Source organism: Shinella sp. R2-11 (assembly GCF_055330205.1).
Genome location: NZ_JBVAPC010000012.1, coordinates 57981 through 79952 on the forward strand (window position 1 = coordinate 57981; position 21972 = coordinate 79952).

The window sequence follows — 21972 nt, forward strand, 5'->3', positions numbered from 1 at the left end:
GCCGGCCGTTGAGGATCAGGTGACGGCCGGGGGGCTGCCGGCAAGGCCGGCCGGCGCATCCGCCTGGGGCACGGGACGGTGAATCAGCGGCACGGCCTCTAGAACGAGGCGATCAAGTCCTTCGCCGCCGTGATTGTCGACAAGGTCGAAGAGCTGCCGGCGCATGCGGGGCTCCCAGAACTTGTTGATGTGGGTGGCGACGCCGCCCGGCCGTTCATCCGCAGGCTGGGAGTGGAAGAAGATGGCGATCTGGTTTGCCATCCTGATGATCTTGTTGTCGTCCGACATGCCTGCCTCCAAGAGCAATTCCAGCAAAAGTGCGAAGCGGTTTTGCGTCCGGAATTGCGTTAAAACAAAGAGTTGGAGCGTTTTCGCGATTCGAGGAAAGCGGAAATGCTCTAACCTCTACCCGACCGGCGGGCGGCGTCGGCGACGCGCTCCGCGCCGGTGAAAATCTCGAATTCGTCGCCGCGCACCAGCGCGATCAGCGTCATGCCCGCCTCTTCCGCCGTGCGGATGGCAAGCGCGGTCGGCGCGGAAATGGCAATGATGAAGGGGCTGCCGATGACCGCCGTCTTCTGCACCATCTCCACCGAGACGCGGCTCGTCACGACCACCGCGCCCGCGTCTCCCGCATGGCCCGCGCGCCTTGCGGCCCCGACCAGCTTGTCGAGCGCATTGTGCCGGCCGACATCCTCGCGCACGGCGACGAGGCCCCTGCCCGGCACGTAGAAGCCGGCGCCATGCACGGCGCGCGTCGTCATGTGCAGCGGCTGCTGGCCGTTCAGCAGGCGAACCGCCTCGACCACGTCCTCCTCACTCAATGTAAGAGATGACGAACGAACGGAGGGTGTCACGCGCACGGCCTGCTCGATGGATTCGATACCGCACAGGCCGCAGCCGACCGGCCCGGCCATATGGCGGCGGCGGGCGGTCAGGGCGTCGTTCTGCGCATCCGCAAGGCGGATCTGGAGGTCGATGCCCTTGTCTTCCGCCACCGCTTCGACGGTTTCGATCTCGGCCGGATCGGCGATGATACCTTCCGTCAGGCTGAAGCCGACGGCGAAATCCGTAAGGTCGGCGGGCGTTGCCATCATCACGGCATGGGTCGAGCCGGCATAGGAGAAGGCGACGGGCGTTTCCTCGGGGACGATGCGCTCGCCCGCCGTCAGCCGCCCGCTGCGGCGGGCGGTCTCGGAGACCTTGGTCGTGGTGGGGAAACCGGGCACGGGCGTTCCTATTCTGCTGCCTCCAGCTTGCCGGCGATGCGGCGCGAGCGCTTCGACAGCTCGTCATATTCGACCTGCCAGTCGGACGGGCCGTTGGAGGGTGAGATCTGCACAGCGGTCACCTTGTATTCCGGGCAGTTCGTCGCCCAGTCGGAGAAATCCGTGGTGATGACGTTGGCCTGCGTGCCGGGATGATGGAAGGTCGTGTAGACGACGCCCGTCGCGACGCGGTCGGTGACGAGAGCGCGCAGCGTGGTCTCGCCGGCGCGGCTCGTCAGGCGCACCCAGTCGCCGTCGCGGATGCCGCGGTTGTCAGCGTCGTGCGGGTGGATCTCCAGCCGGTCCTCCTCGTGCCAGACGACATTGTCGGTGCGCCTTGTCTGTGCGCCGACGTTGTACTGGCTGAGGATGCGGCCGGTGGTGAGCAGCAGCGGGAAGCGCGGGCCGGTCTTCTCGTCGGTCGCGACATATTCCGTTCGTATGAACTTACCTTTGCCGCGCACGAAGCCATCTGTGTGCATGATCGGCGAGCCGAGCGGATGCTGCTCGTTGCAGGGCCACTGCACCGAGCCGATCTTGTCGAGATAGTCGTAGGAGACGAGGGCGAAGCTCGGCGTCGTCGCGGCGATCTCGTCCATGATCTCGGAGGGGTGCGTGTAGTGCCAGTCGAGGCCCATGGCCTTGGCGAGGTTCTGCGTGACCTCCCAGTCGGCATAGCCGTTCTTCGGCGTCATGACGCGGCGAACGCGATTGATGCGGCGCTCGGCATTGGTGAAGGTGCCGTCCTTTTCCAGGAAGGTCGAGCCGGGTAGGAAGACATGGGCGTAGTTCGCCGTCTCGTTGAGGAAGAGGTCCTGCACGACGACGCATTCCATGGCGGCAAGGCCGGCGGAGACATGCCGCGTGTCCGGGTCGGACTGGAGGATGTCCTCGCCCTGGATGTAGAGGCCCATGAAGGTGCCTTCGACGGCGGCGTCGAGCATGTTGTTGATGCGAAGGCCCGGCTCGTTGTTGAGCTTCACGCCCCACATCTTCTCGAAGACGTCGCGGGTGGCGTCGTCCGAGATGTGGCGGTAGCCCGGCAATTCGTGCGGGAAGGAGCCCATGTCGCAGGAGCCCTGCACGTTGTTCTGGCCGCGCAGCGGGTTCACGCCGACGCCCTTGCGGCCGATATTGCCTGTCGCCATGGCGAGGTTGGCGATGGCCATGACGGTGGTCGAGCCCTGGCTGTGCTCGGTGACGCCGAGGCCGTAATAGATCGAGCCGTTGCCGCCGGTGGCGAAGAGGCGGGCGGCGCCGCGCAGCGTCTCGGCCGGCACGCCGGTCAGGGCCTCGGTCTCTTCCGGGCTGTGGCGCGGCTCGGCGACGAAGGCGGCCCAGTCCTCGAATTCCGACCAGTCGCAGCGTTCGCGGATGAATCTCTCGTCGTAGAGGCCTTCCGTCACGATGACATGGGCGAGCGCGGTGACGACGGCAACGTTCGTGCCGGGCCGAAGCGGCAGGTGATAGGACGCCTTGACGTGCGGCGAGGAGACGAGGTCGATGCGGCGCGGGTCGACGACGATGAGCTTCGCCCCCTGGCGCAGGCGCTTCTTGAGGCGCGAGCCGAAGACGGGGTGGGCGTCGGTCGGGTTGGCGCCGATGATCATCACGACATCCGTGTGCTCGACGCTGTCGAAATCCTGCGTGCCGGCGGAGGTGCCGAAGGCCTGGCCGAGGCCGTAGCCGGTCGGCGAATGGCAGACGCGGGCGCAGGTATCGACATTGTTGTTGCCGAAGCCGGCGCGGATCAGCTTCTGGACGAGGTAGGTCTCCTCGTTGGTGCAGCGCGAGGAGGTGATGCCGCCGATGGAATCGCGGCCGTACTGGTACTGGATGCGGCGGAATTCCGATGCCACATGGGCATAGGCCCCTTCCCAGGTCACTTCCCGCCACGGATCGGAGATCTTCTCGCGGATCATCGGGTTCAGGATGCGCTCGCGGTGGGTCGAGTAGCCATAGGCGAAGCGGCCCTTGACGCAGGAATGGCCGCGGTTGGCCTGCCCGTCCTTCCACGGCACCATGCGCACCAACTCCTCGCCGCGCATCTCCGCCTTGAAGGAGCAGCCGACGCCGCAATAGGCGCAGGTGGTGACGACGGAATGTTCCGGCTGGCCGATCTCGATCACCGACTTTTCCGTCAGCGTCGCGGTCGGGCAGGCCTGCACGCAGGCGCCGCAGGAGACGCATTCGGAATCGAGGAAATGCTCGTGCATGCCGGGCGAGACGCGGCTGTCGAAGCCGCGGCCCTCGATGGTGAGCGCGAAGGTGCCCTGCACTTCCTCGCAGGCGCGCACGCAGCGCGAGCAGACGATGCACTTGGAGGGGTCGTAGGTGAAATAGGGGTTCGATTCGTCCTTCGGCATCCAGCGGGCGTTCGCCTCGCCGTTGTTGCGAGCCTTGACGTGGTTGTCGCCCTCATAGCCGTAGCGCACGTCGCGAAGGCCGACGGCGCCGGCCATGTCCTGCAATTCGCAGTCGCCGTTCGCCGCGCAGGTCAGGCAGTCGAGCGGGTGGTCGGAGATGTAGAGCTCCATCACGCCCTTGCGGATCTGCTTGAGGCGGCTCGTCTGCGTGTGGACGACAAGGCCGGGCGCGACGGGCGTGGTGCAGGAGGCGGGGGTGCCGTTGCGGCCCTCGATCTCGACGAGACAGAGGCGGCAGGAGCCGAAGGCGTCGATCATGTCGGTGGCGCAGAGCTTCGGCACCTTTATGCCGGCCTCCATCGAGGCGCGCATGATGGAGGTGCCCTCGGGAACGGTGATCTCGCTGCCGTCGATGGTGAGCGTCACCATCTTCTCCGAACGGGAGGCGGGGGTGCCGTAGTCGATTTCTGGAACGAGGGGCATGGGAACCTCCGGACAATTCTGCACCGCTTCTAGCGGCGACTTGGGTTCAATTCTTAAGGTTTCGTCTCGGCGAGCGTCGCCGCGACGAGCGCATTGGCATGGCCATGGCCGAGACCGTGCGTTTCCTTGAGGAACGCGACGATCTGCATATGCGCCTTGCCATCCTGCGCGCGGATGATGTCTTTCCAGTGCTCTATCGGCTGGCCGTACGTCTTCTCGATGGAGGGGAAGTAGGAGGCCGGGCCCTTGACCTTTTCCGTCTCGCTCATTCCGCAGCCTCCACTATCGGCGCCGGCGAAAAATCTTCCGGGAAATGGGTCATGGCGCTCATGACCGGATAGGGCGTGAAACCGCCCAATGCGCAGAGCGAGCCGAATTTCATCGTGTTGCAGAGGTCGGCCAGAAGCGCGCGGTTCTTCTCCGGCTCGATGCCGCGGGCGATGTTGTCGGCGGTCTCGACGCCGCGCGTCGAGCCGATGCGGCAGGGCGTGCACTTGCCGCAGCTTTCGACGGCGCAGAATTCCATGGCGAAGCGCGCCTGTTTCAGCATGTCGACCGTGTCGTCGAAGACGGTGATGCCGGCATGGCCGATGAGGCCGTCCTTCGCCGCGAAGGCCTCGTAGTCGAAGGGCGTGTCGAAGAGCGCACGCGGGAAATAGGCGCCGAGCGGGCCGCCGACCTGCACGGCGCGGACCGGGCGGCCGGAAGCGGTGCCGCCGCCGATGACGTCGACGATCTCGCCGAGCGTCAGGCCGAAGGCGGTCTCGTAGAGGCCGCCGTGCCTGACGTTGCCGGCGATCTGGATCGGGATCGTGCCGCGCGAGCGGCCCATGCCGAAGTCGCGGTAATAGTCCGCGCCCTTGTCCATGATGATCGGCACGGAGGCGAGCGAGATGACGTTGTTGACGACCGTCGGACGGCCGAGGAAGCCTTGCAGGGCCGGGAGAGGGGGCTTGGCGCGCACCACGCCGCGCTTGCCTTCGAGGCTGTTGAGGAGGGCCGTCTCCTCGCCGCAGACATAGGCGCCCGCGCCGGTGCGGATCTCCATGTCGAAGGCCCTGCCGGAGCCGAGCACGGACGGGCCGAGTACGCCGGCGGCGCGCGCCACCGCGACCGCCGTGTTCATGACGGCGATGGCGTGCGGATATTCCGAGCGGGTGTAGACGTAGCCCTTCGTCGCGCCCGTCGCGAGGCCGGCGATCGCCATGCCCTCGATCAGCACGAAGGGATCGCCTTCCATGATCATGCGGTCGGCGAAGGTGCCGCTGTCGCCCTCGTCGGCATTGCAGACGATGTATTTCTGCGGGGCCTGCGCGTCGAGCACGGTCTTCCACTTGATGCCGGTCGGGAAGCCCGCACCGCCACGGCCGCGAAGGCCGCTGTCGGTGACCTGCTTGACCACATCGGCCGGGACCATGGCGATGGCCGTTTCGAGGCCCTTCAGGCCGCCATGGGCCCTGTAGTCGTCCAGCGAGACGGGATCGATGACGCCGCAGCGGGCGAAGGTGAGGCGGGTCTGGTTCTTCAGGAAAGGAATGTCCTCCGTCCTGCCGAGACAGAGCGGGTGGCTTGCGCCTTGCAGGAGGCCGGCATCGATGAGGCCGGCAATGTCGGAGGGCTTGACCGGGCCGTAGGCGATGCGGCCCCCGGCGGTCTCGACCTCGACCAGCGGCTCCAGCCAGTGCATGCCGCGCGAACCGTTGCGCACGATGGTCACGTCGAGCCCGCGGGCCGCGATCTCAGCGGAGAACGCCTTGGCGACGCGGTCGGCGCCGAGCGCAAGGGCGGCGGCATCGCGGGGGATGTAGATGCGTGCGGTCATCGGCGTGCCTCCGCGACGAGTTCCTGCGCGAGCGCCGCATCGATCCTGCCGTGCACCTCGCCGTCGAGCATGGCGGCGGGTGCGCAGGAACAGAGGCCGAGACAGTAAACGGGTTCGAGCGTCACCGCGCCGTCGAGGGTGGTCTGGTGAAAATCGATGCCGAGCAGCGCCTTGATGCGCTCGGCGACAGCGTCCCCGCCCATCGACTGGCAGGCTTCGGCGCGACAGAGCTTGAGGACATGCCGCCCGGTCGGGTGGTCGCGATAGTCATGATAGAAGGTGACGACGCCGTGCACCTCGGCGCGCGACAGGTTCAGCTCGCGCGCGATGACCGGCAGGCTCTCCTGCGGCACGTAACCGAACTCGGCCTGGATCTCGTGCAGGATGGGCAGAAGCGGCCCTTCTAGCCCCTTCAGTTCGCTGACAATGGCCAGCGTTCTGGCTCCGACGTCACTGCCGGCGACGCGCACATTCATGATCAGGCCTCCCAACCGACACGAACGAACCGCTGGAAATCACGGGTTCGATGCGCCGATGCCGTTGAAACTGTTCGACGAAAACCGGAACCCGGTCGATCTCCGCAGATTATTCTAACAGCTTCTCAGTCATGACACGACGGGTCAATAAAGCTGTCCCGTTGATCAATAGGAAATTCCTATCAATCCATGCCCGTTTCGGCCAGAATCCGCGCCTCGTGTAGAAGGGCGGAGACGAGTGGCGTGAATGGCTCACGATGTGTCGCGACGAGACCGACCGTGTGACAGGGATTGGGCTCGGCCAGGGAAACTATACTTATTTCCTCATGAAATCCGAAGGATTTCGCGACATTTCGCGGCATGATGCTGCACCAGCGCCCGGTCCGCACATGGGAAAGAAGCACGATCATCGAATTCGATTCGAGGGACGGCTCGGCGGAAATGCCCGCTTCGGCGAAATGGCGGTTGATGATCCGGCGGTTCTGCATGTCTGCGGTCAATAGGCAAAGCCTAACGCTGCCGGCCTCCTGCCAGGTCACGCTTTCGCGATCCGAGAAGGGGCCGCCCTTGGCGGTGATGAGGCAATAGTGCTCGTGCAGCAGCGGCACGCTCGTCACGCGGCCGAGCGGCTCGTTTTCGAGATAGGTGAGGCCGGCGTCGATCTCGAGGTTCTCCAGAAGGCCGAGGATCTGGATCGAGGTGGTCGAGACGATGGAGAAGGTGACGTCCGGGTGCTTTTCCTGGAAGGGCGCGGTTATGCGCGGCACCATGGCGAGCGTCGTCGGAATGGCGGCGAGCCGGATATGGCCGGACAGGCCCTTGCGGGCGGCGCGCATCTCCTCGCGCATGGTGCGCGTGTCGCCGACGATGCGGCGGGCCCATTCCAGCACGCGCTGGCCTTCCGGCGTCAGCCCCTGGAAGCGCGAGCCGCGCACCACGAGCATCACGCCGAGCTGGTCCTCCAGCTGGCGGATCGCCGCCGAGAGCGTCGGCTGCGAAATGCCGAGCTCCTCCGCCGCGCGGGCGAAATGCTTCTCGCGGGCTAGGGCAATGAAATATTCGAGCTTGTCTATCATCCGGAACGGCGCCTCCATGCTCTTGATACAAAAGAACAGTGGCGGCACCAATGCCCCGCGCCCTATATCGTCTTACGGCAAGAGGATCACGAGGAGGACGCCATGACGTTTCAGGCATTGCTGGTCGAAAAGGGCGGGGACGGGGCGGTCTCCGCCTCGGTCCAGGAAATCGACGACGCGCGGCTGCCCGACGGCGACGTGACCGTCGCGGTGGAATATTCGACGCTCAACTACAAGGACGGGCTCTGCATCAACGGCAAGGGCGGGCTGGTGCGCAGCTTCCCGCATGTGCCGGGCGTCGATTTCGCCGGTACGGTCGAGGCGTCCGAGGATCCGCGCTACCGGCCCGGCGACCGGGTGGTGCTGACGGGCTGGCGGGTCGGCGAGATCTGGTGGGGTGGCTTTGCGACGCGCGCCAAGGTGAAGGCCGACTGGCTGGTGCCGCTGCCGGATGAGCTTTCGACGCGCCAGGCCATGGCGATCGGCACGGCGGGGCTCACCTCCATGCTGTCGGTCATCGCGCTGGAGAAGGCCGGGCTTTCGCCGCTGAAGGGCGAGGTCCTGGTGACGGGCGCGGCGGGCGGCGTCGGCTCCGTCGGCGTCGCGCTTCTCGCCCGGCTCGGCTATTCCGTCGCCGCGGTCACGGGGCGGCCGGACGCGGCGGGGTATCTCAAGCAGCTCGGCGCGGAGACGATCGTCGATCGTTCCGAGCTTTCCGAGGCGAACAGCCGGCCGCTCGAATCCGAGCGCTGGGCGGGCGCCATTGATGCCGTCGGCGGCGACATGCTGGCGCGGGTGCTCAAGCAGACGAAATATAGCGGGGCCGTCGCCGCGGTCGGCCTTGCCGCCGGGGCCGCCGTTCCGTCCTTCACCGTCATTCCGTTCCTGCTGCGCGGCGTCAGCCTGCTCGGTATCGATTCGGTGATGCGGCCTTACGACCAGCGGGTCGACGCCTGGAACCGCATCGCCGCCGACCTGCCGATGGAGAAGCTGGAGGCGATGGTGGTCGAGCACCGTCTTTCCGACCTGCCGGAGCTGGCGAACCGCATTCTGGACGGCAAGGTGAAGGGGCGCGTCGTCATCGACGTCAACGCGTAAGGACGCAGGCGGTCAGCAGATGAGCTGGCCGCCGTTCACCTCCAGCACCTGGCCGGTGATGTAGCCCGAGAGCGCATCGGAGGCGAGGAAGAGGTAGGCGGGGGCGCAGTCCTCCGCCGTTCCGAGCCGTTGCAGGGGAATGGTCCTGCGCGTCGCCTCCAGCTTTTCGGCGGAGGAATAGCGCGAATGGAAATCCGTGGTGATCGTGCCGGGCGAGACGCAGTTGACGCGGATGCCGTCGGGGGCGAGCTCGCGGGCAAGGCCCTTCGAATAGGTGGCGACGAAGGCCTTGGTGGCGGAATAGATCGCCGAGCCGGGACTGCCGCCGGTCAGTGCCGAAATCGACACCGTGTTGACGATGGCCGCGCGCGGCGCGCGGCGGAGCGAGCGCAGCAGGCCGCGCGTCACCTCGACGACGGAGGTCTGGTTGAGGCGCACGACGGTCTCGTATTCCTCGTCGGTGAGGTCGGCGGCGGGAAAGCGGCCGACCATGGTGCCGGCATTGTTGATCAGCACGTCGACATGCGGGAAGAGGCTGTCCACCCGCTGCAGCAGCGTACCGACGCCGCCTTCGACAAGGAAGTCCGAATAGACCATGTGGGCGCGCGCATCGGCGACGGCGTTTTCGAGGAAATCGGGAAGCGGTCCATGCGCCGCGCGGCCGCCGTGCAGCAGCACATGCGCGCCGCAATCGAGGAACTGCCGGGCGATCTCCAGCCCGATGCCGCGTCCCGCGCCGGTCACCACGACATTCGCGCCCTTGAACAAGGCTGGATGAAACATGTGTCTTCCTCCCCGGTCACTTGCCGTCCACGCAGTATCCCAAAAAGACGCCCGCACTCCAAGAAGGCAGAGCGGGTGAATTGATGTGGTTTCGTTTTTGCATATTATGAAAACAAACGAAAGCAATGGAGGAGCCCATGTTTCTGACAGGTCGCCAGGCGGAGATCGTCGATCTCGCCAAGGTCGAGGGCCGCGTGCTCGTGGAGGACCTCGCGGCGCGCTTCTCCGTGACGCCCCAGACCATCCGCAAGGACCTCAACGATCTCTGCGACAACAAGGTGCTGACGCGCATTCATGGCGGCGCGCTGTTCCCGAGCGGCAACGAGAATGTGAAATACGAGGCCCGCCGCTCCATCGCCGCGCCGGAAAAACAGGCGATCGGCCGCGCCGCCGCGGGCATGATCCCCGACAATTCCTCGCTCTTCATCAATATCGGCACGACGACGGAGGCCGTCGGCGATGCGCTGCTTGAGCACAGGGAGCTGATGGTCATCACCAATAACATCAATGTCGCCAACCGGTTGCGCGTCTATCCCTCGATCGAGGTGGTGATTGCCGGCGGCGTGGTGCGCGGTTCGGACGGCGGCATCGTCGGCGAGGCGGCGGTGGATTTCATCCGCCAGTTCAAGGTGGACTATGCCGTCATCGGCGTTTCGGCCATCGACGAGGACGGCGCGCTGCTCGATTTCGACTACCGCGAGGTGAAGGTGGCGCAGGCGATCATCGCGAATGCGCGCCATGTCATCCTGGTTTCGGATTCCACGAAATTCGAAAGGACCGCGCCGGTGCGCATCGGGCACCTCTCGCAGGTCCATACATTCATCACGGATACCTGTCCTTTCGAGGGGATTCGCAGCATTTGCCAGGAGCATGACGTGCGTCTCGTGGAGACCGCGCCGCAGGCCTGACTCAACCTGATCGTATTTCCGATCACATTCGTTTGACATTCGAAATGTTTTCGTTTTAACTCTCCATGCTTTCGCAACTGCGCAAATTTGTGCAATGCGAAATGGGAGGGGAATTTGGACGGCGACGTGATCCGCGATATTTTCGTCATCGGTGGCGGCATCAACGGCTGCGGCATCGCGCGCGACGCGGCGGGACGCGGCTATTCGGTCGTGCTTGCCGAGATGAAGGATTTCGCCTCCGGCACCTCTTCCGCCTCGACCAAGCTCATCCATGGCGGCTTGCGCTATCTGGAGCATTACGAATTCCGCCTCGTGCGCGAGGCGCTGATGGAGCGCGAAGTGCTCTGGGCCATGGCGCCGCATGTCATCTGGCCGATGCGCTTCGTGCTGCCGTTCCAGAAGGGCGGCCTGCGCCCGGCCTGGCTCATCCGTCTCGGCCTTTTCCTCTACGATTATATCGGCGGGCGCAAGCTGCTGCCGGCGACCGCGACGCTCGACCTTGCGAAGGATCCAGCGGGCAGGCCGCTGAAGAAGCTCTTTCGCAAGGCCTTCGAATATTCCGACGGCTGGGTGGACGATGCGCGCCTCGTGGTGCTGAACGCGCGCGACGCGGCCGACCGCGGCGCGGATATCCGCACCGGCACCAAGGTCGTCACCGCCCGGCGCGAGAACGGCCACTGGAACGTCGAGACGGAGAATGTCGCGACGGGCGACCGCGAGACGGTCCGCGCCCGCATGCTTGTCAACGCCGCCGGGCCCTGGGTGGACAAGGTCCTGTCCTCGGCCTTCGGCCGCAACGACGTGCACAATGTCCGCCTGGTGCAGGGCAGCCATATCGTCGTGAAGAAGAAATTCTCCGATCCGCGTGCCTACTTCTTCCAGAACCCGGACGGGCGTATCATGTTCGCCATTCCCTACCAGGAAGAGTTCACGCTGATCGGCACGACCGATCGCGACTACCAGGGCGATCCGCGCGATGCGCGCATCAGCGACGAGGAAATCGGCTATCTGTGCGCCTCGGCGAGCGAGTATTTCGCCGATCCGGTGAAGCGCGAGGACATCGTCTGGACCTATTCCGGCGTGCGTCCGCTCTTCGACGACGGCGCCAGCAAGGCGCAGGAAGCCACGCGCGACTACGTGCTGAAGGTCGAGGGCGGCGACGGGCAGGCCCCGCTACTCAACATCTTCGGCGGCAAGCTCACCACCTACCGGCGTCTTGCCGAATCGGCGCTGGAGAAGATCGGCGATGCGATCGGCGAGAAGGGGGAGTGCTGGACGGCCCGGTCCCGCCTGCCGGGCGGCGATTTTGCGGTCGACGGCTTCGATGCCGAGGTGAAGGGGCTTGTCGCGCAATTTCCCTTTCTCGCGCCCGCCCATGCCCGCCGGCTCGTGCGCCTCTACGGCACGCGGGCGAAGGCGATGCTGGAGGGGGCGAAGACGGTGGACGATCTCGGCCGGCACTTCGGCAGCGATCTCTACGAGCGCGAGGTGCGCTGGCTGATGAAGGAAGAATGGGCCCGGCACGCCGAGGACGTGCTGTGGCGGCGGACCAAACGAGGATTGCATCTGACGGCCGCGGAAGCGGCCGCGCTGGAAGACTACATGGCGGCCGCAAGGGCGGCGCCCCACTAGCACACCCGATCCGGTGGCTGGGAGGAACGACGGAGACAGGAATGCTGGAACTGAGAAACATCGCGAAGGTGGCGGGGGCGGACACGCATATCCACCCGACCAACCTCGTGCTCGAGCGCGGCTCGCTCAACGTGCTGCTCGGCCCGACGCTGTCGGGCAAGACCTCGCTGATGCGCCTGATGGCCGGGCTCGACAAGCCGACCTCCGGCTCCGTCTGGTTCGACGGCAAGGACGTGACGGGCGTGCGCGTGCAGGATCGCGGCGTCGCCATGGTCTACCAGCAGTTCATCAACTACCCGGCGATGACCGTCTACGAGAACATCGCCTCGCCGATGCGCATCAAGGGCGCCGACGCGGCGACCATCGACCGCGAGGTGCGCAAGGCGGCGGAGCTCCTGAAGCTGACGCCCTATCTCGACCGCACGCCGCTCAACCTTTCCGGCGGCCAGCAGCAGCGCACGGCGCTCGCCCGCGCCATCGTCAAGAATGCCAGCCTCGTGCTGCTCGACGAGCCGCTCGCCAATCTCGACTACAAGCTGCGCGAGGAACTGCGGCTGGAGCTTCCGAAGATCTTTTCCGCATCAGGCGCGATCTTCGTCTATGCGACGACCGAGCCTTCCGAAGCGCTGCTTCTCGGCGGCAACACGGCGACGCTGTCGGAAGGGCGCATCACCCAGTTCGGCCGCACCATCGACGTCTATCGCCGTCCGAACGACCTTCTGACCGCCCGCACCTTCGCCGACCCGCCGCTCAACACGATGCAGGTGCTGAAGACCGGCGGTCACTTCGAGCTCGGCGGCAAGCCGGTGCTGCCGGTGCCGGCGCATCTTTCCGCGCTGCCGGACGGTCCCTGCACCATCGCCTTCCAGCCGCATCATCTTTCGCTTTCCAGCCAGAGCCCGGCCTCCGCGAGCCTCCAGGCGCGCACGGCGATTTCGGAAATCGCGGGCTCGGAGAGCTTCATCCATATCGAATTCGAGGGCACCCGCTGGGTCATGCTCGCGCCCGGCATCCACGACATCGAGCCCGACGCGGTCGTCACCGTCCATGTCGACACGCGCCACCTGATGGCGTTCGGCGCGGATGGCAGGGCGATGGCCGAGCCGGCCGCCGCGGCGGCGTGAGGAGAACACCATGGCACGCATCAACCTCGACCACATCCGCCATTCCTACGGCGAGAAGCCGAAGTCCGAAGCCGACTATGCGCTGAAGGAAGTGCATCACGAGTGGAACGACGGCGGCGCCTATGCGCTGCTCGGCCCCTCGGGCTGCGGCAAGACCACGCTGCTCAACATCATCTCGGGCCTGCTGCAGCCATCCGAAGGTCGCATCCTTTTCGACGGAAAGGACGTGACGTACCTGTCGACGCAGGAGCGCAACATCGCGCAGGTCTTCCAGTTCCCAGTGATCTACGACACGATGACGGTCTACGACAATCTCGCCTTCCCGCTGCGCAACCGCGGCGTCGCCGAGCCGGACGTCGACCGGCGCGTGCGCGAGATCCTGGAAATGATCGACCTTGCCGGCTGGGCGAAGAAGACGGCGCGCGGCCTTACCGCCGACCAGAAGCAGAAGATCTCGCTCGGCCGCGGCCTCGTGCGCAACGACGTCAACGCCATCCTCTTCGACGAGCCGCTGACGGTCATCGACCCGCATATGAAATGGGTGCTGCGCTCGCAGCTCAAGAAGCTGCACCGCCAGTTCGGCTTCACCATGGTCTATGTCACGCACGACCAGACCGAGGCGCTGACCTTCGCCGACAAGGTCGTCGTGATGTATGACGGCCAGATCGTGCAGATCGGCACGCCCGCCGAGCTCTTCGAAAAGCCGAGCCACACCTTCGTCGGCTATTTCATCGGTTCGCCGGGCATGAACGTCCTGCCGGCCGCCATCGACGGCGGCAGCGTCCGAGTCGGCGAGGAGACGATCACGCTCGGCTATTCGCCGGAGATCGCCGCCGGCGCGAAGACGGAGCTCGGCATCCGCCCGGAATTCATCTCGCTTTCCCGCGACGGCATGCCCGTCTCGATCAGCAAGGTCGAGGATATCGGCCGTCAGAAGATCGTGCGGGCGGAATTCGCCGGCAAGCCGATCGCCATCGTCGTGCCGGAGGACGGCGAGATCCCGGCCGATCCGCGCGTCACCTTCGACCCCGCCGCCATCAATATCTACGCCGATAGCTGGCGTGTCGGCAGGGAGGGCTGACGATGAACAAGACCTGGAACAACAAGGCCTGGTTCATGGTGCTGCCGATGCTGCTGCTGGTGGCCTTCTCGGCCATCGTGCCGCTGATGACCGTCGTGAACTATTCGGTGCAGGACACGTTCGGCAACAACGAGTTCTTCTGGAACGGCGTCGGCTGGTTCACGGACGTCCTTGAATCCGACCGCTTCTGGGAGGCGCTCGGCCGCAACCTGCTCTTTTCCGCGATCATCCTCGCCCTCGAGATCCCGCTCGGCATCCTGATCGCGCTCAACATGCCGAAGAAGGGCCTCGGCGTGCCGGTCTGCCTCGTGCTGATGGCGCTGCCGCTGCTCATTCCGTGGAACGTCGTCGGCACGATCTGGCAGGTCTTCGGCCGCGTCGACATCGGCCTGCTCGGCCGCGTGCTCGACGGGCTCGGCTTCAACTACAATTACGTGAACAACGTCTTCGACGCCTGGGTCACGCTGATCGTCATGGACGTCTGGCACTGGACGAGCCTCGTCGTGCTGCTGTGCTATGCCGGCCTCGTCTCGATCCCGGAGGCCTATTACCAGGCCGCCAAGATCGATGGCGCCTCGCGCTGGGCGGTGTTCCGCTACATCCAGCTTCCGAAGATGAAGCGCGTGCTGCTCATCGCCTTCCTGCTGCGCTTCATGGACAGCTTCATGATCTATACCGAGCCCTTCGTCGTCACCGGCGGCGGCCCGGGCAACTCGACCACGTTCCTTTCGATCGACCTCGTCAAGATGGCGATCGGCCAGTTCGACCTTGGCCCGGCCGCGGCCATGTCCATCATCTACTTCCTGATCATCCTGCTGCTGTCGTGGATCTTCTACACGGTCATGACCAGCAGCGACGAACAGGCGTGAGGGAGGAAACCATGACCTCACAGGCAACCACCGCAAGCACCATCGGAACGAGCGTTGCGAGCAGCGCCGGCGCAAGAGCCGGCGCCGGCAGCAAGCGCAGCTTCTCCTGGATCGTGCCCACCATCTACATCGTCTTCCTGATGCTGCCGATCTACTGGCTCGTCAACATGAGCTTCAAGACGAACACCGAGATCACCGGCGTCTTCTCGCTGTGGCCGGCGAACCCGACGCTGCGCAACTATGCCGTCATCTTCACCGATCCGGCCTGGTATTCCGGCTATATCAACTCGATCATCTATGTGGTCCTGAACACGATCATCTCGATCGCGGTGGCGCTGCCGGCGGCCTATGCCTTCTCGCGCTACCGCTTCCTCGGCGACAAGCACCTGTTCTTCTGGCTGCTGACCAACCGCATGGCGCCGCCGGCCGTCTTCGCGCTGCCGTTCTTCCAGCTCTATTCGGCCTTTGGCCTGATCGACACGCATATCGCCGTCGCCATCGCGCATTGCCTGTTCAACGTGCCGCTCGCCGTCTGGATCCTGGAAGGCTTCATGTCGGGCGTGCCGAAGGAGATCGACGAGACCGCCTATATCGACGGCTATTCCTTCCCGCGCTTCTTCACGAAGATCTTCGTGCCGCTGATCGCCTCGGGCATCGGGGTGGCCGCCTTCTTCTGCTTCATGTTCTCCTGGGTCGAGCTCCTGATCGCCCGCACGCTGACGACGACGGACGCCAAGCCCATCGCCGCCACGATGACGCGCACGGTCTCGGCCTCCGGCATGGACTGGGGCGTGCTGGCTGCGGCCGGCGTGCTGACCATCATCCCCGGCGCGCTCGTGATCTATTTCGTCCGCAACTACATCGCCAAGGGCTTTGCCCTTGGCCGCGTCTGAAGGGGAGGGGCCGATGGCTGCCGTCGCCAACCGCAACAATCGCTGGCCCGTGGCGCTCGCCGTGGTGCTCGCCATCTATGCCGCCGCCGCGGGCCTGCTCGTCACGGTGCTGCCGGTCAAGGACGGCGCGCGCGACTGGTTCGCCCCGCTCGTTCCGGGCGGCTGGATGGCCTGGTCGTTCCCGACGGCCATGTTCTTCCTCACCATCTTCCTGCTGATCGCGCTGATGGCGGTCTGGGAATATGCCCGGCCGGGCGGTGCCCCGCGCGTCGGCATCCTGCGCTTCGAGACGACGCGCGGCGACCGACTGTTCGTGTCGCTGCTCGGCTCGGCGTTCATTCAACTCGCATGGCTGGGCCTCGTCGGCTCCAGCCTGTGGTGGGCTCTTGCCTTGTCCGTGGTCTACGCCATCGGCGTTTTCCGCTTCGTCTAGGCACCCGGAATGGAGGCCCCGGGGAGAAACGAGGGGGCCTTCGCACTGCAATCGCAAACCCCAAGGGAGGACTAAAATGCGAAAGCAACTTCTCACGACGACGGCAGTCCTGCTGCTGGCGTTCACCGGCTCCGCATTCGCGGACATGGATGCTGCCAAGAAGTTCCTGGATTCGGAGATCGGCGATCTCTCGTCGCTGTCGCGCGCCGACCAGGAAAAGGAAATGCAATGGTTCGTCGATGCCGCCAAGCCCTTCGCCGGCATGGACATCAAGGTCGTTTCCGAAACGCTGACCACGCATGAATACGAATCGAAGGTCCTTGCGCCGGCCTTCACCGCCATCACCGGCATCAAGATCACGCACGACCTCATCGGCGAGGGCGACGTCATCGAGAAGCTGCAGACGCAGATGCAGTCGGGCGAGAACATCTACGACGCCTATGTCAACGACTCGGACCTCATCGGCACGCACTGGCGCTACAAGCAGGCCCGCGCGCTGACCGACTTCATGGCGAATGAAGGCAAGGACGTCACCAATCCGGGCCTCGATGTCGACGACTTCATCGGCAAGTCCTTCACGACCGCACCTGATGGCAAGCTCTACCAGCTTCCCGACCAGCAGTTCGCGAACCTCTACTGGTTCCGCTACGACTGGTTCAACGACGAGAAGAACAAGGCGGACTTCAAGGCGAAGTACGGCTACGACCTCGGCGTTCCGGTCAACTGGTCGGCTTACGAGGACATCGCCGAATTCTTCACCGGCCGCGAGATCGACGGCAAGAAGGTCTTCGGCCACATGGACTACGGCAAGAAGGACCCGTCGCTCGGCTGGCGCTTCACCGACGCCTGGCTCTCCATGGCCGGCAACGGCGACAAGGGCATTCCGAACGGCCTGCCGGTCGACGAATGGGGCATCAAGGTCGACGAGAACTCGCGTCCGGTCGGCTCCTGCGTCGCGCGCGGCGGCGACACCAACGGCCCTGCCTCGGTCTATGCCATCCAGAAGTATCTCGACTGGATCAAGGCCTATGCTCCGCCGTCGGCAGGCGGCATGAACTTCTCCGAATCCGGCCCCGTTCCCTCGCAGGGCGAGGTCGCCCAGCAGATGTTCACCTATACGGCCTTCACCGCCGACTTCGTGAAGGAAGGCCTGCCAGTCGTGAACGCGGACGGCACGCCGAAATGGCGCTTCGCTCCGTCGCCGCATGGCGTCTACTGGAAGGACGGCATGAAACTCGGCTACCAGGACGCCGGTTCCTGGACGCTGATGAAGTCCACCCCGGACGACCGCGCGAAGGCCGCCTGGCTCTATGCGCAGTTCGTGACGTCCAAGACCGTCGACGTGAAGAAGAGCCATGTCGGCCTCACCTTCATCCGCCAGTCCACGCTCGATCACCAGTCCTTCACCGATCGCGCGCCGAAGCTCGGCGGCCTGGTCGAGTTCTACCGTTCGCCGGCCCGCCTGCAGTGGTCGCCGACCGGCACGAACATTCCTGACTATCCGAAGCTCGCCCAGCTCTGGTGGCAGGCGATCGGCGACGCGGCATCCGGCGCCAAGACCGCGCAGGAAGCCATGGACTCGCTGTGCGCCGAACAGGAGAAGGTTCTGGGTCGCCTCGAACGCGCCGGCGTCCAGGGCGACATGGGGCCGAAGCTCGCCGAGGAGCACGATCTCGAATACTGGAACAAGGATGCCGTCGCCAAGGGCAACCTCGCTCCGCAGCTCAAGATCGAGAACGAGAAGGAACAGCCCCAGACCGTCAACTACGACGAACTCGTCAAGAGCTGGCAGAAGTAACAAGGCTCGTGGGCGGCCTGCCGCCCGCAGCCACCGTCATCCGATCCCCTTTGCCCGCGTGCCGCAAGGTGCGCGGGCCTTTTCGTACGCGAAGCCGTACCGATTGGTACAGTTTGCGGAAACCATGCATTGCGCTGTGCGGGGTCTTCCGCTAAGAGACCCCGCGGTTTCTCCCGCGCGCTCGCGCGACTATCTGGAATAGCGGTACACACCCATGGCACGCATCGTGATGAAATTCGGCGGAACGTCCGTCGCTGACCTCGACCGTATCCACAATGTGGCCCGCCATGTGAAACGCGAGGTCGAAGCCGGCCACGAGGTCGCCGTCGTCGTGTCGGCCATGTCCGGAAAGACCAACGAGCTCGTCGCCTGGGTGCAGAACATGCCGAAGGTCACGGGCGCGAACTCGCCCTTCTACGATGCGCGCGAATACGACGCCATCGTCGCCTCGGGCGAACTCGTCACCGCCGGCCTTCTTGCCATCGCGCTTCAGTCGATGGGCATCAACGCCCGCTCCTGGCAGGGCTGGCAGATCCCGATCCGCACCGACAACGCCCACGGCGCCGCCCGCATCCTCGACATCGACGGTGCGGAAATGATCCGCCGGATGGGCGAGGGCCAGGTCGCCGTCGTCGCCGGTTTCCAGGGCCTCGGCCCGGACAACCGCGTCGCGACGCTTGGCCGCGGCGGCTCGGACACCTCCGCCGTCGCCATCGCCGCCGCCGTCAAGGCAGACCGCTGCGACATCTATACCGATGTCGACGGCGTCTACACGACCGACCCGCGCATCGAGCCGAAGGCCCGCCGCCTCAAGAAGATCGCCTTCGAGGAAATGCTCGAAATGGCCTCGCTCGGCGCCAAGGTCCTTCAGGTGCGCTCGGTCGAGCTTGCCATGGTGCACAAGGTGCGCACCTTCGTTCGCTCCTCTTTCGAGGATCCCGATGCACCGGGCATGGGCGATCTTCTGAACCCGCCCGGTACGCTGATTTGTGATGAGGAAGAGATCGTGGAACAGGAAGTCGTAACGGGCATTGCCTATGCCAAGGATGAAGCGCAGATCTCGCTCCGCCGCGTCGCCGACCGGCCGGGCGTTTCGGCCGCGATCTTCGGCCCGCTGGCCGAATCCCATATCAATGTCGACATGATCGTCCAGAACATTTCCGAGGACGGCTCGAAGACCGACATGACCTTCACCGTTCCCTCGGGCGACATGGAGAAGGCGATCAAGGTTCTCGAAGCTGCCAAGGAACAGGTCGGCTTCGACGTGATCCAGCACGAGACGGGCCTCGTGAAGGTCTCGGTCATCGGCATCGGCATGCGCAGTCATGCGGGCGTCGCCGCCTCCGCCTTCCGCGCGCTTGCCGACAAGGGCATCAACATCAAGGCCATCACCACCTCCGAGATCAAGATTTCCATCCTGATCGACGGCCCCTATGCGGAACTGGCCGTTCGGACTTTGCATTCCGTCTACGGTCTCGATAAGAAGTAAGGACCGGCCGACTCGGCGCCGATCTTTTGATCGCCGGCGCGGGTGAGCGCCGGCGGGTAACGACATTTTCGGGAGACGCCACGCGATGAGAGACCTCTCCGCGGGTCCGCGCGTTCTTCTCAAGCGGCTGCGCGAACTGATGGCGGAGCCGCTCGAGCCGCAGGAGCGCCTTGACCAGATCGTGCGCCAGATCGCGCAGAACATGGTCGCGGAGGTGTGTTCCGTCTATGTGCTGCGCTCCGACGGCGTTCTCGAACTCTATGCCACCGAAGGCCTCAATCCCGGCGCCGTGCACCTTGCCCAGCTCAAGATGGGCCAGGGCCTCGTCGGCACCATCGCGGCCTCCGCGCGGCCGCTGAACCTTTCCGACGCCCAGTCGCACCCCGCCTTCACCTATCTGCCGGAAACGGGCGAGGAGATCTATCACTCCTTCCTCGGCGTTCCGATCCTGCGCACCGGCCGGGCGCTCGGCGTTCTCGTCGTGCAGAACAAGGCAAGCCGCACCTACCGCGAAGACGAGGTCGAGGCGCTTGAAACGACGGCGATGGTCATTGCCGAGATGGTGGCGACCGGCGAGCTGAAGAAGCTCACCAAGCCCGGCCTGGAACTCGATCTTTCCCGTCCCGTCGGCATCGAGGGTTCGAGCTTCGGCGAAGGCATCGGTCTCGGCTATGTCGTGCTGCACGAGCCGCGCATCGTCGTCACGAACCTGCTCAACGAGGATTCCGAGCACGAGCTCGGCCGTCTCGCCGAGGCGCTCGGTTCGCTGCGCATCTCCATCGACGACATGCTCTCGCGCCGCGAGATTTCCATGGAGGGCGAGCATCGCGAGGTGCTGGAGACCTACCGCATGTTCGCCCATGACCGCGGCTGGGTGCGGAAGCTCGAAGAGGCGATCCGCAACGGCCTGACGGCGGAAGCGGCGGTCGAGCGGGTGCAGAGCGAGACCAAGGCGCGGATGATCCGCCTGACGGATCCTTACCTGCGCGAGCGCATGCACGATTTCGACGATCTTGCGAACCGCCTCCTGCGCCAGCTTACCGGCTATGGCGCCAAGCTTTCGGCGAGCAGCTTCCCCAACGACGCGATCGTCGTTGCGCGCGCCATGGGTGCGGCCGAGCTGCTCGACTATCCGCGCGAGAACGTGCGCGGCCTCGTGCTGGAAGAAGGCGCGGTGACGAGCCATGTGGTGATCGTCGCGCGGGCCATGGGCATTCCGGTCGTCGGCCAGGCCGCCGGCGCGGTGGCGCTGGCGGAAAACGGCGATCCGATCATCGTCGATGGTGACGACGCGCGCGTGCATCTGCGGCCGCTGCCCGATCTCCAGCGCTCCTACGAGGAGAAGGTGCGGTTCCGCGCCCGCCGGCAGGAGCAGTACCGGGCGCTGCGGGCCGTCGAGCCGGTCACGAAGGACGGCTGCGAGATCAATCTCCAGATGAATGCCGGCCTTCTGGTCGACCTGCCGCATCTCAACGAATCGGGCGCGTCCGGCATCGGCCTCTTCCGCACCGAGCTCCAGTTCATGATCGCCTCGACCATGCCGAAGGCGGAGGAGCAGGAAGCCTTTTACCGCAACGTGCTGAAGCATGCGGGCGGCCGCCCCGTGACGTTCCGCACGCTGGATATCGGCGGCGACAAGGTCGTGCCCTATTTCCGCGCGGCGGAGGAGGAGAACCCGGCGCTCGGCTGGCGCGCCATCCGCCTGTCGCTCGACCGGCCGGGTCTTCTGCGCACCCAGCTTCGCGCCATGCTGCGGGCGACGGCCGGGGCCGATCTGCGGCTGATGCTGCCGATGGTGACGGAGGTTTCGGAGCTCCGGGAGGTCCGCGATCTCCTGCAGAAGGAGATCCAGCGCCAGTCCAAGCTCGGCGAGCAGTTGCCGAAGAAGCTGCAGTTCGGCGCCATGCTGGAAGTGCCGTCGCTGCTCTGGCAGCTCGACGAGCTGATGGCCGAGGTCGATTTCGTCTCGGTCGGCTCGAACGACCTCTTCCAGTTCGCCATGGCGGTGGACCGGGGCAATGCCCGCGTCTCTGACCGTTTCGACACGCTCGGCAGGCCGTTCCTGCGCATCCTGCGCGACATCGTGCGCGCCGGCATCCGCAACGACACGTCCGTGACGCTTTGCGGCGAGATGGCGAGCAAGCCGATCTCGGCGATGGCGCTGCTCGGCATCGGCTTCCGTTCGGTCTCCATGTCGCCGGCGGCGATCGGGCCGGTGAAGTCGATGCTGCTGGCGCTCGATGCGGGCAAGCTGGAAGCGGTGCTGACGCCGGCCATCGACGACTTGAAGCCGACGGCGTCCATTCGCCAGATTCTCACCGACTTTGCGGCCGAGAACGGCATTCCGCTTTAAAGACCTGGACTGGAGTTGAA

The 21972-nt window shown here is 65.3% G+C and carries 19 protein-coding genes; 11 read left to right on the forward strand and 8 right to left on the reverse strand.

All coding sequences use genetic code 11. The annotated features are described in order from the left end of the window. Positions 1-15: 15 nt before the first annotated feature. From ACZ1A1_RS23215 to ACZ1A1_RS23245, 7 genes are all read right to left on the reverse strand, one after another. Positions 16-288: a formate dehydrogenase subunit delta gene (locus ACZ1A1_RS23215; protein ID WP_463621771.1), complete on the reverse strand. Its 273-nt coding sequence runs from the start codon at positions 286-288 to the stop codon at positions 16-18. Between the two features lie 110 nt (positions 289-398). Beyond that, positions 399-1229, reverse strand: a complete 831-nt coding sequence (gene fdhD, locus ACZ1A1_RS23220) for a formate dehydrogenase accessory sulfurtransferase FdhD (protein WP_463621772.1) — start codon at positions 1227-1229, stop codon at positions 399-401. A gap of 8 nt (positions 1230-1237) precedes the next feature. Further along, a complete protein-coding gene (gene fdhF / locus ACZ1A1_RS23225) occupies positions 1238-4117 on the reverse strand; it encodes a formate dehydrogenase subunit alpha (RefSeq protein WP_463621773.1) in 2880 nt (959 codons plus the stop codon). Between the two features lie 53 nt (positions 4118-4170). Then, the gene (locus tag ACZ1A1_RS23230; protein WP_119259097.1) at positions 4171-4386 is read right to left on the reverse strand and encodes a DUF4287 domain-containing protein; all 216 of its coding nucleotides are present in this window, start codon (positions 4384-4386) and stop codon (positions 4171-4173) included. Next, positions 4383-5939: a formate dehydrogenase beta subunit gene (locus ACZ1A1_RS23235; protein WP_463621774.1), complete on the reverse strand. Its 1557-nt coding sequence runs from the start codon at positions 5937-5939 to the stop codon at positions 4383-4385. The genes ACZ1A1_RS23230 and ACZ1A1_RS23235 overlap by 4 nt, the downstream gene beginning before the upstream one ends. Further along, entirely contained in the window at positions 5936-6415 is a 480-nt protein-coding gene (locus ACZ1A1_RS23240) for a formate dehydrogenase subunit gamma (protein ID WP_463621775.1), read from the reverse strand. The genes ACZ1A1_RS23235 and ACZ1A1_RS23240 overlap by 4 nt, the downstream gene beginning before the upstream one ends. Positions 6416-6597: 182 nt before the next feature. Continuing rightward, positions 6598-7491, reverse strand: a complete 894-nt coding sequence (locus ACZ1A1_RS23245) for a LysR family transcriptional regulator (RefSeq protein ID WP_463621776.1) — start codon at positions 7489-7491, stop codon at positions 6598-6600. Between the two features lie 102 nt (positions 7492-7593). On the opposite strand from ACZ1A1_RS23245, the gene acuI reads away from it, so the two are divergent. Further along, positions 7594-8589, forward strand: coding sequence for an acrylyl-CoA reductase (NADPH) (acuI, locus tag ACZ1A1_RS23250; protein WP_463621777.1), 996 nt, complete (start codon positions 7594-7596; stop codon positions 8587-8589). 12 nt (positions 8590-8601) lie between these two features. Here acuI and ACZ1A1_RS23255 read toward each other — a convergent pair whose 3' ends face one another. After that, positions 8602-9372, reverse strand: coding sequence for an SDR family NAD(P)-dependent oxidoreductase (locus ACZ1A1_RS23255; RefSeq protein ID WP_463621778.1), 771 nt, complete (start codon positions 9370-9372; stop codon positions 8602-8604). A gap of 137 nt (positions 9373-9509) precedes the next feature. On the opposite strand from ACZ1A1_RS23255, the gene ACZ1A1_RS23260 reads away from it, so the two are divergent. The 10 genes from ACZ1A1_RS23260 to ptsP all read left to right on the forward strand — a co-directional run bounded on the left by ACZ1A1_RS23260 (position 9510) and on the right by ptsP (position 21952). Next, on the forward strand, positions 9510-10280 hold the full coding sequence (locus tag ACZ1A1_RS23260) for a DeoR/GlpR family DNA-binding transcription regulator (RefSeq protein ID WP_313196258.1): 771 nt from the start codon (positions 9510-9512) through the stop codon (positions 10278-10280). Between the two features lie 114 nt (positions 10281-10394). Continuing rightward, positions 10395-11912, forward strand: coding sequence for a glycerol-3-phosphate dehydrogenase (glpD, locus tag ACZ1A1_RS23265; RefSeq protein ID WP_463621779.1), 1518 nt, complete (start codon positions 10395-10397; stop codon positions 11910-11912). 41 nt (positions 11913-11953) lie between these two features. Further along, on the forward strand, positions 11954-13036 hold the full coding sequence (locus ACZ1A1_RS23270) for an ABC transporter ATP-binding protein (protein ID WP_463621781.1): 1083 nt from the start codon (positions 11954-11956) through the stop codon (positions 13034-13036). Between the two features lie 10 nt (positions 13037-13046). Then, the gene (locus tag ACZ1A1_RS23275; protein WP_454635683.1) at positions 13047-14117 is read left to right on the forward strand and encodes an ABC transporter ATP-binding protein; all 1071 of its coding nucleotides are present in this window, start codon (positions 13047-13049) and stop codon (positions 14115-14117) included. A gap of 2 nt (positions 14118-14119) precedes the next feature. Continuing rightward, positions 14120-14986, forward strand: a complete 867-nt coding sequence (locus tag ACZ1A1_RS23280) for a carbohydrate ABC transporter permease (protein ID WP_203316588.1) — start codon at positions 14120-14122, stop codon at positions 14984-14986. Positions 14987-14997: 11 nt separating this feature from the next. Next, positions 14998-15879 carry a carbohydrate ABC transporter permease gene (locus tag ACZ1A1_RS23285; RefSeq protein ID WP_234189612.1) on the forward strand — a complete coding sequence of 294 codons (882 nt, stop codon included), beginning with the start codon at positions 14998-15000 and terminating at the stop codon, positions 15877-15879. 13 nt (positions 15880-15892) lie between these two features. Continuing rightward, complete coding sequence (locus tag ACZ1A1_RS23290; RefSeq protein WP_234189613.1) at positions 15893-16312, forward strand: DUF2160 domain-containing protein; 420 nt, start codon at positions 15893-15895, stop codon at positions 16310-16312. Positions 16313-16388: 76 nt separating this feature from the next. Then, entirely contained in the window at positions 16389-18110 is a 1722-nt protein-coding gene (locus ACZ1A1_RS23295) for an ABC transporter substrate-binding protein (RefSeq protein ID WP_203316587.1), read from the forward strand. Between the two features lie 214 nt (positions 18111-18324). Beyond that, positions 18325-19599 carry an aspartate kinase gene (locus ACZ1A1_RS23300; RefSeq protein ID WP_203316586.1) on the forward strand — a complete coding sequence of 425 codons (1275 nt, stop codon included), beginning with the start codon at positions 18325-18327 and terminating at the stop codon, positions 19597-19599. A gap of 85 nt (positions 19600-19684) precedes the next feature. Beyond that, the gene (gene ptsP / locus ACZ1A1_RS23305; RefSeq protein WP_203316585.1) at positions 19685-21952 is read left to right on the forward strand and encodes a phosphoenolpyruvate--protein phosphotransferase; all 2268 of its coding nucleotides are present in this window, start codon (positions 19685-19687) and stop codon (positions 21950-21952) included. The last annotated feature ends 20 nt before the right edge of the window (positions 21953-21972 follow it).